The following is a 13,471-nucleotide window of genomic DNA, read 5'->3' as shown; positions in this document are numbered from 1 at the left end:
CTGATAAAATCACTCAATCGTGAAAAAATTGTTGAATTCAGCCGAAAACACGGCGGAGAGAAGTATGTAAAGAGCTTTGACGGCTATACGCATCTGCTTACGATGCTCTATGCCGTGATCCAGCGCTTCGACTCATTGCGTGAGATAGAGACATCTATGACAGCGGAGGTTCGCAAACTGCACCATGTCGGAATTGATACTGTACCAAAGCGCAGCACCCTGTCGGATGCAAATGCCCGACGGTCAGAGAAGTTCTTTGAGGATGTCTATCGCGACCTGTATGCAGCCAACAAAGACATTCTTTCATCGGACAGCAGACGCAACGGCACGGAAGAGTGGATAAAGCAGCTTAGGATTATCGATTCCACTACAATCACATTGTTCTCCAACGCTATTTTCAAGGGCGTTGGTCGACACCCCAAGACGGGAAAGAAGAAAGGCGGCATAAAGGTACACTCTGTCATACACGCCAACGAGGGGGTTCCCTGCGATGTGCAGTTCACTTCGGCGGCCACCAATGACTCTTTCATGCTTGCTCCGAGCCATTACAGCCACAACGAGATAGTCGCTCTTGACCGCGCCTATATCAATTATGCCAAATTTGAGGAACTGACGGACCGTGGCGTTGTATATGTCACCAAAATGAAGAAAAACCTCAGTTATGAGGTACTTGTAGACTGTATGCATCAGAATCCGCAGGGACTGATGGAATACCGTGAACAGGTCGTGGTGTTCCGTAAAGACGGTATAAACCACATCGCCAGAATAATTACATACGTTGACATCAAGAAGAACGGGAAGCCAAAACTCATATCGCTTCTGACCAACGACTTCGACATGCCGCCAGAGACAATCGTGGCGATATACCGCCGCCGATGGCAGATAGAGTCTCTTTTCAAGCAGATCAAACAGAACTTCCCCTTGAGATACTTCTATGGCGAGAGCGCCAACGCCATCAAAATCCAGATATGGGTTACACTCATCGCAAATCTGCTGCTGTCAGTACTTCAAAGCAAACTCGAAAGACGTTGGAGCTTCTCAGGGCTGGCTACAATCGTCAGAATTGTGCTGATGTATTACCTGAATCTCGAAAAGTTCCTCAATCAGCCCGATGCAGACCTGAAAATCATGCTCGCCGAAGCATCGGAATCGCCTCCCGAAGTTCCTGAAAACTGCTGAGGGGGCTTGTCAAATACAAAAAGTAAGCCCAACTTCTGCCGTTCAGGAAGTTGGACTCGCCTTTTTATGGTTTAGCGGACAGTAATAAAAAACAACAGAGTGCTCACACGCCTCAATCTCAAAGGCAGCTACGGCAACACCGCATCACTCGCCGGAGTTTCGGCGGCGCAGACCATCGCCACATTCTCCTATCTCGAGGACGCCTACGCCACGGCCCGCATACTACAGCTTCTCGCGCTCTACAACCGCGACCTCAAACCTGAACACACCACCTCAATCGACGCCGGAGTCCAGGCCGGATTTTTCGACCGCCTGAGCCTCGACCTGCGCTGGTATCGCCGCCAGACAGCCGACGCCCTGCTCGACGTGCCTATTGCCGCCAGCAACGGATTCAGCATGATGAAGCGCAACATCGGAGTGCTCCGCAACGACGGCATCGAGGCCGGAATCAGCATCTCGCTGCCCGACATCACACCCGACTGGGGACTCCGATTCAGCACCAGCGTGGCCTACAACAAAAACAAAGTGATCGACCTCTATTACACCGACAAGCTCTACACAAGCGACTACTCCCTAATACCCGACTTCCAGATCGGAAAGCCCTACGACACGCTCTACGGACTGCGGCAGACAGGCATCAACGCCGTCACCGGACTCCCCATATTCATCGGCAAGGACGGCCGAGAGATAGTGCCCGGACAGACACAGCTCACACGCGACGACTTCATCACCCTCGGACATCTCACTCCGCCCTACTCCGGAAGCTTCAATCTCGGAGTCACATGGAAAAACCTCGAGCTCGACGCCGATTTCTACTGGGTGGCAGGCGGCATCAAGCAATACAACTACACCTACGTGCGCAACCGCGACGACGTGAACTACAACGCACTGCGCGGACTGACACAGACCATGTGGCTGCGCGAAGGCGACGTCAACAAGATCTACTACTCCCCCTTCTATTCGTCGGCTGCGATAGAGACTCTACAGTATGCCAACACCTCCAACACCGGCAGCAGCAACTATCTGCGCCTGTCGATGCTCTCGCTCCGATACAGAGTGCCACAGAAAGTGCTCAGCTCCACACGCATCATAAAATACGCCACAGCAGCGCTGCAGGCATCCAACCTATTCACACTCACTCCCTACAGCGAGTCGGATCCCGAAACCGGCACCCTCGGCTCGGCAGTGCAGCCGGTCATCACGCTTAACCTCAGCCTGACATTCTGAAAATGAAAAAGATCATATCATACCTCGCGGCTCCCCTGCTACTGACCGGATGTTCGCTCGACATACCCTACGACAACCAGTTTACAGATCCCGACGCCATAGCCACACCCGAAAACGGACGCGAACTGATCGCATCAGGCTACAGCTCCCTGCCGGCCACCGGATTCGATCTGGCGGTGCTCAGCGACGACTTCATTCCCACCTATTGGGCATCGCGCAATCCGTCACTCTCCAACCAGTACAACTGGCAGCCATCGGCGCTCCACGACCTGTCGATCTATGCGTGGCCGCAATATTACTCGGTGATCTCTACCGCCAACGCCCTGCTCGAACGACTCCCCGGCATCACGGCCGCCACCGACGCCGATCGCCGCGAAGTGGCCGACCTCACTGCCGAAGCCTATACACTCAAAGCCTACTGCTACTTCCAGCTGCTGCGACTGTTTGCTGCAGATCCGGCCGACGGCCTCGACAACGAAGGCATTGTGATCAAAAACAGCCTGACGATGGACAACCTCCCGAGAGCCACCGTCGGAGCCACCATCGACGAGATACGCCGGCTTCTCGAAGAAGCCATCGCCACCGGACACTCCGGCACTGATCCCTCATGGCTTACGGCCGACGCCACCACACTGCTGCTCGCTGAGGTCGAACTCTATGCCGGCAATTTCCAGCGCGCCGCCACTCTGGCATCGTCGCTGCTCGACAAGCGCGGCTACGAATGTTTCAGCCCGTCGGTCTACCGCACGCTCTGGGAAAGCACATCGTGCGAGGAACAGATATTCATCTACAACGACCCCGACCAGTCGCAGACCTACTATCAGGGCATAGTTTACGACACCACCACAGGCGACTACTACAGCGTCAGCCCGTCACTGGCCATGGAATATACCGACACCGACTGCCGCAAGGAGTGGACCATCTGCCCCTTCAGCAGTCAGGCTCTCGGCAGCCAGTCGTTCATCGGCAAATACAATCTTCTGCGCCGCGAGAAGCGCGAGATTATGTTTGTCAACAAGATGCGCCTGTCGGCAGCACTCTTCACCGCAGCCGAGGCATGGGCACAGGCCGGAGGCGACGGCCCGCAGAAAGCCATCGTCGCGCTCAACCGATTCCTCGACAGGCGCGGTGCCGATCCGGTGGATACATCCCTCTCTGGCGACGCCCTCCTCAAGGAGATACTCCACCAGAAACATCTGGAATTTCTCGGCGAAGGACAACGCTACTTCGATCTCAAGCACTACAGCCGCCTGCTCGGCAGCACATCGGGACGCATACCCGCGCCCGGCGACTACCGATGGCTATGGCCCATCCCCAAGGACGAATATCTCTACAACGACAACATGACTCAAAACCCCGGATGGCCCAAAGACTCGTTCAACGACTGACAACAATATCAAAAACCATAACAAAACCAATCAGATGAAAGCATTCCACTACCTGGCAGCGGCGGCAGCGCTGCTCTTTGCCTTCACGGCAGCATCATGCTCCGACAGCAACGAAGAGCCGGAACCCGAAGTGATCAACCATATATACTTCAGCATCCCCGACGGCAACTCCTCGATAACCGACAACACCGACGAAACCGTCACAGTGGCTATCAGCCTCAGTTCTCCGCTGGCCACGGCCACATCGTTCACCGTCGAGCTGACCGGCAGCGACGCATCACTGCTGACCATAGGCAACAACCCCGTCAGCATCGCCGCAGGCTCCACCACCGGCACATTCACCGTGGCATCGGCCAACGCCGGCACCATCACCGAATCGACATCGTTCGGATTCACCATCCGCGATCTCGACCCGGCCAAATTCGACATCGCACAGAATGCCACCGTCACCCTGCTCCCCGCAGCCAACGAATCGACGCTCACTCCCGAGGAGCAGGCGCTCGTCGACCAGTGGCGCACAGCCTACGGCATCGACCTCACACCGTGGATCGGCACCGTAGCTCTCCAGGGCACTATCGAATTTCCCGGCAGCGGTAACCGTGCCCCGTTCATCAGCCCACAGACCATACAGCTGAGCGGCAGCACAGTATTCGCCATCAGCAAGGACGCCGACGACACCACTCCCGTGCTCGACATGACCGAAAACCCCATGGGCATGACCGAATATCTCTACAAGACACTCCGCCAGCTCACCGTTGACGACAACGAGTATTTCGCGCTTGAAGATGACGGCAGCGGCCTCGAACTCATGGAGCTGATCAACTGGAACGCCAAATCGGAAGAATCCTTCACCGTTTCGCTCCCCGGCCTTAAGATCACTGACATCCAGGACGGCAAGGCCACGGTGGAATTCGTGGCCGAGGGCGACGACTACATACTCAACGCCCAGGGCGAACCCATCTACAGCCCCAACACCGACGAGTATCTGACCTATTACTACCACAGCAGCTGGATACCGTTCAGCTACCAGTTCACGGCTTGGAACCGCCAGCTCGCCCTCATCGAAAACAACGATCCCATAGCCATGGAGATGCAGTCTTACGGTATCAGCGCGGCGCCGGCCACACATCTCGGACTCTCCGACGTGCTTGAGGACTCATGGGAAATCGACGAGGACGAAGACGGAGTGTCAAACCTCTATGTTGCTCCCCACGCCGAAATCGACTTCAACGCCGGCACCATGACATTCATATTCCCATTCGATACCGAGGACCAGTACGGCTATTCCCGCATCACCGTGACCTACACACTCCAGAAGTAACCTCAACACAACACCCACAACATACACTGTGACACGGATTTTAAGCAATCTAAAACAGGTATGCACACTTGCCGTCCTTCTCGGGACGGCAAGTATTGTGTGTACCCCACACGCCGACGCGGCAACACCTTCGCCCGTCATATCGCTCCCCGAAGGCACCGTCGAAGGATCTCTGCCCAACGGACTCAGGTATATAATACTCCACAACGACTTCCCCGCTAAAAGAGCCGAATTCAGACTCGTCTGGAACATTGGAGCCGTGCAGCAGGACGACACGGAGGGAGGATGCGCGCATTTCCTCGAACACATGGCCTTCGGCGGATCGGAGAACTTCCCCGACCGCGGAGCCGTGGCCTACCTTGAGTCGCTCGGCATGAAATACGGCATTGACATCAATGCGTTCACCGGCCACGACCGCACCATATACCTCTTCGGACTCCCGACCGACTCGATAGCCGCCGGAGGCTACGACCGACCGCTTACGATCATATCCGACTGGATGGATCGCCTGACCATAAATCCGCAGCGTGTCGAAACCGAAAAAGGCATAATACTCGAAGAACTGCGCAGCTCGTTTCAGGACGACCGCTTCTACGACCTCAAGATAGGCCAGAACCGCTTCAGCGCCCGCATGCCGCTCGGCACACCCGAAGAGGTCAACCGTGTGACCGCCGACGTGCTCGAGAAGTTCTACCGCCGCTGGTATCTCCCGCAGTTCGCTACAATTGTGGTTGTGGGCGATGTGGAGCCGGCCGAAGTGGAGAAAGCTATCCACCGTCAGTTCTCGTCGCTCAAGCGACGTCCCGACCCCGGACTGATACACTATCCGCTCACCTACTCACCCGCACGCCAGATAATGCTCGACGTCGACACACTCAACAACCGCGAGACGGCCGAGATAATCATACCTCACCCGACGGTCGTCACCCGCACCATCGATGACGCAAGGCGCAAGGCCATAGGCCGCGTAGTGGTCGACGCCCTGAGTTTCAGGCTCGCCGACAAGGGCATGGACACCGACATCTCCGACACCTGGTATCTTGCCGGCAGCAATCATCTCGTGCTTAAGGCTCTTGAAAGCCGCAACGTGAGTCTTGACTCATGCGTGGCAGCCATAGCATCGGAGATCAGCGGAGTGATGTCAGGCGGATTTTCCGACAATGAGATCCGCTATCACGCCGACCGGGCAGCACGCCGCATTGGCAACGCATCACATTCGGGCTACACATCGGCCATGTGGTGTGACGACTTCACCGACTACGCCCTCACAGGCGACCGCTACATATCGTCGGCCGCCCAGTCGGCACAGCTGCAGGAAGCCGTCAGAACCATCACTGCAGCCGAAGCCACCGCCACGCTCCGCGAATGGATGAGCCACTCCGACACGATGCTCATGGCCGTCAGCACATCGCCGATCAATGCGCCCAGGCGCACGCTCGACGCTCTGACCGCCGACTGGCAGAGAGGCTTGGCGGCGCCGCGCACCGACTTCAAGTTCAGCGAACCATACCGTCCGACAGCCGACACCATACCCACACCCGAGATACTCACACGCCGATACCCTGTCAGCCCAAGCGACATAGCCGACACAATCGACTACGCCTCGCTCGGCATCCGCGACCTGCGCCTTGCCAACGGCATGAGAATCATCATCAAGCCTACGCTCGACGACGGCGACGTCTACTTCGCCATGCTCGCGCCGGGCGGCTACGGAACCGTGCCTGCGGAGCAGCTGCCCCTCTACGGATCAACAGCGAGCTATATCGACATGGGAGGCATAGCCAAGTTGCCTGAAACCACCGGCGAATACATGTATCAGAACGGCATGGCGCTCGGCATGGCGCTCGAAAACGACTGGCACGGCTTTCTCGGATCATTCACAGCCGACAAGGCCGGAGAGTTTTTCAATCTCGTATATGAGAAAATCACCGATCCCGAACTGCGTTACGACGACTTCGACGAGATAAAGCAGTCGATGATCGAAGATCTCGACAACGACGACGAATCGGTGCTTGAAAAGATGCTCAACCGCGCCCCCGACCGTCAGCTCATGGCCCGCATGGACCGGCTGATGTGCAACGTGCTCCCCACCGACCGCGCATACGCAGGAGTCGACGATGTCAAAGCCGCCCGACTCCGCGACATGCAGCGCCTCGACCTTGACAGCATAGCGGCATTCTACCGCTCGCTCTACACACGCCCCGACAGCTGCGTGGTGATACTCACCGGCAACTTCGATGCCGCAAGCCTGACCGATGCCGCCGTTGCGGCATTCAGCCGTCTGAAAGCCGAATCGTCCAAGCCTATCACCTTCACGGAGCTGCATCTGCCCGAAACGACAGTGAAGGAGCGTTTCACAAACGAAAATCCATCTCAGACCGAATTTGACTACCTGTATTTCGGCCGATTCGAGCCGGGACTTCGCAACTCGCTTATCCTCAAACTCATGAGCAACATCATGCGCAACCATGTGATAGCCGAGCTGCGCGAAAAACGCGCACTCGTATATTCGCCCTACGTGATGCTCAACTATGAAGGACTTCCGCGCGGCTACTTCTACTTCGACATCAATTCATCGTCGGACAACGCCAAGATGCCCGCCGTGGAGGAAGCTCTGCGCTATGTCATCGACGATCTGCGCAACAATCCCGTGGACAACACCGAACTCGAATCCATCAAACGGGCTTGCATCATCGCCAAGCGCGAAACGCTCACCCCCTATTCGCCCTCGGCATGGCGCACCACACTGATGAGTCTGCTGAAAAACGGCGAAGCGCTCGATGATTTCGACCGCTATGAAAGCGTCATCGAGTCAATAACTCCGGAGGAGATCATGCAGTCATTCCGCCGCTATATCAATCCCGATCTATATGTAATGCTCTATATGAGCGACGAACAACTGAAATGAAACGAATCATAATCAATCTGATGCTGTTGCTGCCCGCAATAGCCATCCAGGCCGCATCACCGACAGCCTACCGCATCTTCGACTCCAAGGGTGCAGAGACCGACTTCGACACGATGGTCGACTCGCTCTCGCGCGCCGACGCCGTGTTTATCGGCGAAAACCACAACTGCCCCATCTCCCACTGGATGGAACTCGAGATCAGCCGCGCGCTGTTCCAGCGCCACGGCTCCGACCTCGTTATCGGCCAGGAGATGATGGAGGCCGACAATCAGCTGATACTCGACGAATACATGGCCGGCATCACAAGCTACGACCGCTTCGAGGCCGAAGCAAGGCTCTGGGACAACTATTCGACCGACTATTATCCCACGGTCTACTTCGCCAAAGACAACAAGATACCATTTGTGGCCACCAACGTACCGCGCCGATATGCGGCAATCGTCAGCAGCGGCGGCCTCGACGCCCTGCAGCGTCTTAGTCAGGAAGCACTGCAATATATCGCTCCGCTTCCCATACCGTTTGCCTACGACACCGCAGCCGCAGGCGAAAAATTCGGAGCCATGATGCTGATAAGCCGTCGCTCGCCCGAGGAGATGCAGCGGCTCGCCGAAGCACAGGCGCTCAAAGACGCCACCATGGGATGGTTTATGGCACGCAACATGAAGCCCTCCACCAAGTTTCTGCACATCAACGGCTCGATGCACTCCGACAACCGCGACGGCATCATACCCTATCTGCTGAAATACCGGCCTGACACACGCGTCGCCACCGTCACATCGCGCCGTCAGGACGAGATCGACACCCTCGACCCCGACTATCTCGGCGCCGCCGACTTCTATATCGTGGTGCAGACCGATTTTCCGACATCCTACTGACACCACTGCGGGATACGGCACCGTTCAACACAATGCGCTGCGCTTGATGACTTATCGGCGCAGCGCATTGCATGTATTATCAGATATACGGATAGTTCTGTGATCAGCTTTCGACATCGAAGCCGCGACGCCGTATGGCGTCGAGCATACGGTATGACATCGCCTGACGGTAATAGTCGACAATATGCGACGCCCAGTCATTGTCGGTCTTGGCTCCCTCGCGGGTGTGGTTGAAAAGACTGACCGTATAGTCATAATCCACCAGCTTGTCGGCCAGACCCTCGTCATTGTAGCGGTCGGAGTGGATAGTGACATCGGCCGGCTGCTTTGGCTTCAGATCGGGATGCTCGCGCGGAACACCCAACGCCAGACCGCACACCACAAACACCCCCTTCGGCAATCCAAGCAGACGCGAAATGGCCTCCGGCGAGGCCGTGCGGGCATATCCTATGCAGCATGTGCCCAGACCCGAAGCCTCAGCAGCGGTCAGAGCGCTCATCATCGCAAGCGTGGCATCGACCACGCCCACTATCACGCCATCGAGCGTATGCTCGAAATCAGGCATATCAATATCCTTACGGTCGGCGATGACACGAATCTTATGGTAATCGGCGCAGAAGAGCATGAAATGCGCGCAGGTCTTGGCCTGCTTCTGCTGCGTAAGCTCGTAGATCTTCTCCTTCACCTCCTGATCGGTCACATCGATGACAGAGAACTGCTGCCCGTTGTAACTCGTCGGGGTATTGCGGATTGCCTCATAGATAAAATCCATCGTTTCGGCCGGAATCGGCTCACGCTCATAGCGGCGGATGCTTCTCCGCTCAAGAAGTGTATCTTTGACTGTCTTCATAGGATGATGCTTTATGTTTCACAACAATCTTCCACACCGCAAAGTTCGGCCATGGACAAAAAAAACGATCGACAAACTAAGAAAACGGATTTTACTACATCAGGAAATTGTAGAGGCAACTTATTTTTTGTAGCTTTGTAATCGACACTAATGTTGTCTTATCCTCCCAACTATGAACATGAAAACCTTCCTGCACAATATATTGTTGACGGTGATACTGCCGGCAGCCATAGCGATAATCGCTCCCGACTGCCACGCAGCCCGGCTTGCCCAACCCACCGACAGCCTCCTGAGGCAACTACACAAAGCCACTACCGCAGCCGACAGCCTTCCGACACTCCTCCACCTTTACGACGCAGCCGACAGAGCCGGGAGATCCCACCTCAACCATATCATATACTCCGTGGCACAACGGGCCGGAGCACCAGAAAGCCTGCAACTCGACCTACTCCGGCAGATAGCCAACTCATACAACGGATCCGACTCCATACAGCTACTGGTGCTACGCGAAACCGCGACTCATCCCGAATCACCCGACAGGCTGGAGACAGAGGCCTTCATCAGGCTTCTGATCATAAACTCACAGGCTCATTATCTATCCGATCAACAGCGCGACAAGAATATAAGCGCAATCATACAACGGCTGACAAACGATGCACCTGACGATCGGCTCGAACTGCTCGAGCTATACTACAGTCTGTGCATATACCTGAGCCAGATGAGCCGAGGAGAAGTGCTCGGCGCATATATGGCGCGAGCCGAAAAGATCATTCTCGACCGTCAATGGGTCAGCAATGCCATACCCAACATGTATTACACCCATGCGGGAATCATATATACCGAAGCAGAGCTTTACGCACGAGCCGTGCAGAGCGACAAAAAACTCCTTCTTCTGATCGGCGACCTAAAGAAAAAATATTTCAGTCAGGGACGCACCAACCGCAACTACCGCACACACAAATATATCTGCTACCGGCGAATGCTCAGCAACTATCAGGCACTGAGCGCACGCGAGATCGAGGTTTTCGCCGATTCGATCACAGCACTTGCCGAAGCCGACAAGGATGTGGCCGACGACATCAGCCAGAACCATCTCTCCGACATTTACTATTTCATGGCCACAGGCAGATATGCCGAAGCAATGCCGCTGCTCAGACCATATCTCGACGAGAATACCGCACCCCTCAAAAAATTCAACCGCCACAAATTCTACCGAATGCTCGAAGAGGCCGCCGAAGCCACCGGCGACAGCACCACACTGCTCGCCACCGCAAGGCTACGCAACAAGATGCTCGAACAGCTGCTCAAATCAAAGAGCGAGGAATGCTACCGCGAGTTGAGCGTGCTATACGAGGTCGACAAACTTAAATCCGAACGCAACAACGCCGAGATAGAAGCACGCGAAAGCATTATATCATCACATAAGACACGGCTTGTCATCACTGTCGCCGCACTGGCCGTGCTGCTGGTCATCACCATAGCACTGTTAAGACTCTACCGCCACGCTAAAGCGCTCTCCCGACAACTACGCGACTCAAACACCCGGCTTGAAGCACAGCGCGATTCACTCACTACCACACAGCGCAACCTGATCGAGGCTCAGGATCGAGCCAGAAAAGCCGGAAGAGTACGCACCGACTTCATCACCAACATGAGTCAGGCTGTCCGCGATCCGCTCGAAGCCATCGCCGGATACACACAGCTTATAGCCGACAATATCGACGACAGCAAGCGACAACATCTGCAGACCTACGTTGACATCGTCACACTCAATACCGAACTGCTGCAGACACTCGTCAACGACGTACTTGACATTTCGGAAGCCGACAGCGACCGACTCAACATCACCCGACGGCCGGTAAGAATAGAAGATGTGTGCCACACAGCGCTCGAATGCGTGCGCCACAGGGTGACTTCAGGCGTGAAGCTATCCTTCGATCCGGGCGACTGCCGGCCCGATCTGATAGTCGACACCGATCCACGGCGCGTAGAGCAGATTCTTTTCAATCTGCTGCAAAACGCCACCAAATTCACATCAGAGGGCTACATTACCCTCTCCACCGGCATCGACGCCGACAGATCCATACTGTCGATGACCGTTACCGACACAGGCACGGGAGTCCCCAGAGGCATGGAAGACCGCATTTTCGAACGCTACGAGAAAGGACATCCCTCGGCGGAAGGATGGGGACTCGGACTGAGCATCAGCCGCCAGATAGCGCGTCTGCTCGGCGGCGACGTGGTTCTCGACCGCTCCTACAACGGCGGCGCCCGGTTCATCTTCACCCTTCCCCTCTCCTGACACACATAAAACAAAGACCCTGCGCCACAAACCGTATGTGACACAGGGTCTTGTTTATGCGGACACCATCCGGTGGACGGATACTGGCGTCAGCTCATATTACTCGGCCTTGCCGTTGCTGCCAAGCACATTGACGATCTTGTGCTTGTAGAGCTTCTCCATCTCGTCGCGGGCCGGGCCGAGATACTTGCGGGGGTCGAACTCACCGGGCTTGGTGGCGAACACCTCACGCACAGCAGCGGTCATGGCCAGACGGCTGTCGGAGTCGATGTTGATCTTGCATACGGCGCTCTTGGCAGCCTTGCGGAGCTCCTCTTCGGGGATACCGATGGCGTCGGGCAGCTTGCCGCCGTACTTGTTGATGATGTCGACATACTCCTGGGGCACCGACGAAGAGCCGTGGAGCACGATGGGGAATCCGGGGAGTTTCTCCATGACAGCGTCGAGCACCTCGAATGCCAGAGGGGGCGGAACGAGGCGACCCTCGGCGTTGCGTGTGCACTGCTCGGGAGTGAACTTATATGCGCCGTGCGATGTGCCGATCGATATAGCGAGGCTGTCGCAGCCGGTGCGGGTGGCGAAGTCGATCACTTCCTCGGGATCGGTGTAGGTGTGGTGATCCGACGAAACCTCGTCCTCTACACCTGCAAGCACACCAAGCTCACCCTCTACCGTTACGTCAAACTGATGGGCGTAGTCCACCACCTTCTTGGTGAGAGCCACGTTCTCCTCGTAGGGGAGGTGCGATCCGTCGATCATCACCGACGAGAAACCGCTGTCGATACAGCTCTTGCAAAGCTCGAAGCTGTCACCATGGTCGAGATGGAGCACGATCTGGGGATGCTCCCAGCCGAGTTCCTTGGCGTATGCCACAGCACCCTGTGCCATGTAGCGCAGCAGAGTGGCGTTGGCATAGTTGCGGGCGCCCTTCGATACCTGAAGGATCACCGGCGACTTCTCCTCCGAAGCAGCCTTGATGATAGCCTGAAGCTGCTCCATATTGTTGAAGTTGAAAGCCGGGATGGCATAGCCTCCCTTGATTGCCTTGGCAAACATCTCGCGGGTGTTGACCAGGCCTAATTCTTTGTAACTTACCATTGGTTGTTATTTAGAGTTATTAGACGTTTTATGTTTCGTTTCCGCAAAGGTAACCATTTATCTGCAAATTGTCAAGATTTTTTACCCTCCGGCTTCCTTTGCAGATGGAGAGCCGCATGGACACACCCGACAAGCAGCGCGCCCCCCGCGATATTTCCCAAGGTGGCGGGAATCAGATTGGCTGTGACAGCCTCGCCGACACCCACAGGAGCACCCTCCATCATACCAAGCGGTATGAAGAACATGTTGGCTATCGAGTGTTCGTAGCCCAGAGCCACAAACGCCATCACCGGCAGCCAGCATCCGGCCATCTTGGACAGCAG

The 13,471-nt window shown here is 56.0% G+C and carries 10 protein-coding genes; 7 read left to right on the top strand and 3 right to left on the bottom strand.

Annotated features, from left to right (window positions below):
- The 6 genes from C5O24_RS06645 to C5O24_RS06620 form a co-directional block, all read left to right on the top strand.
- Positions 1–1,179, top strand: a 1,179-nt coding sequence (locus tag C5O24_RS06645) for an IS4 family transposase (protein WP_107681612.1), incomplete at its 5' end; no start/stop codon positions are given.
- Between the two features lie 99 nt (positions 1,180–1,278).
- Positions 1,279–2,406: a SusC/RagA family TonB-linked outer membrane protein gene (locus C5O24_RS06640; RefSeq protein ID WP_107681611.1), complete on the top strand. Its 1,128-nt coding sequence runs from the start codon at positions 1,279–1,281 to the stop codon at positions 2,404–2,406.
- A gap of 2 nt (positions 2,407–2,408) precedes the next feature.
- Positions 2,409–3,794, top strand: coding sequence for a RagB/SusD family nutrient uptake outer membrane protein (locus C5O24_RS06635; protein ID WP_107681610.1), 1,386 nt, complete (start codon positions 2,409–2,411; stop codon positions 3,792–3,794).
- 34 nt (positions 3,795–3,828) lie between these two features.
- Positions 3,829–5,115, top strand: a complete 1,287-nt coding sequence (locus C5O24_RS06630; RefSeq protein WP_107036123.1) for a DUF4929/DUF8472 family protein — start codon at positions 3,829–3,831, stop codon at positions 5,113–5,115.
- Between the two features lie 97 nt (positions 5,116–5,212).
- The gene (locus C5O24_RS06625; protein WP_161553831.1) at positions 5,213–8,023 is read left to right on the top strand and encodes a M16 family metallopeptidase; all 2,811 of its coding nucleotides are present in this window, start codon (positions 5,213–5,215) and stop codon (positions 8,021–8,023) included.
- Positions 8,020–8,898 (top strand): ChaN family lipoprotein, encoded by an 879-nt coding sequence (locus C5O24_RS06620; RefSeq protein ID WP_107036125.1) that lies wholly within the window; start codon positions 8,020–8,022, stop codon positions 8,896–8,898. Before C5O24_RS06625 ends, C5O24_RS06620 begins: the two co-directional genes overlap by 4 nt.
- A 103-nt stretch (positions 8,899–9,001) precedes the next feature.
- Here C5O24_RS06620 and C5O24_RS06615 read toward each other — a convergent pair whose 3' ends face one another.
- The gene (locus C5O24_RS06615) at positions 9,002–9,748 is read right to left on the bottom strand and encodes a nitroreductase family protein (protein WP_107036126.1); all 747 of its coding nucleotides are present in this window, start codon (positions 9,746–9,748) and stop codon (positions 9,002–9,004) included.
- A 172-nt stretch (positions 9,749–9,920) separates the two neighbouring features.
- Here C5O24_RS06615 and C5O24_RS06610 point away from each other — a divergent pair, with 172 nt between their 5' ends.
- Positions 9,921–12,050, top strand: a complete 2,130-nt coding sequence (locus tag C5O24_RS06610; protein WP_107681608.1) for a sensor histidine kinase — start codon at positions 9,921–9,923, stop codon at positions 12,048–12,050.
- A 99-nt stretch (positions 12,051–12,149) separates the two neighbouring features.
- Here C5O24_RS06610 and C5O24_RS06605 read toward each other — a convergent pair whose 3' ends face one another.
- Both C5O24_RS06605 and C5O24_RS06600 read right to left on the bottom strand, forming a co-directional pair.
- A complete protein-coding gene (locus C5O24_RS06605; RefSeq protein WP_107036128.1) occupies positions 12,150–13,148 on the bottom strand; it encodes a class II fructose-bisphosphate aldolase in 999 nt (332 codons plus the stop codon).
- 71 nt (positions 13,149–13,219) lie between these two features.
- The coding region (locus tag C5O24_RS06600; protein WP_133165485.1) for a formate/nitrite transporter family protein at positions 13,220–13,471 on the bottom strand (252 nt) is incomplete at its 5' end.

The organism is Paramuribaculum intestinale, assembly GCF_003024925.1.
In the GTDB taxonomy this organism is placed as follows: domain Bacteria; phylum Bacteroidota; class Bacteroidia; order Bacteroidales; family Muribaculaceae; genus Paramuribaculum; species Paramuribaculum intestinale.
Note: the sequence above shows the minus strand (reverse complement) of the source record. Positions and strands in the feature narration are given on the sequence as shown.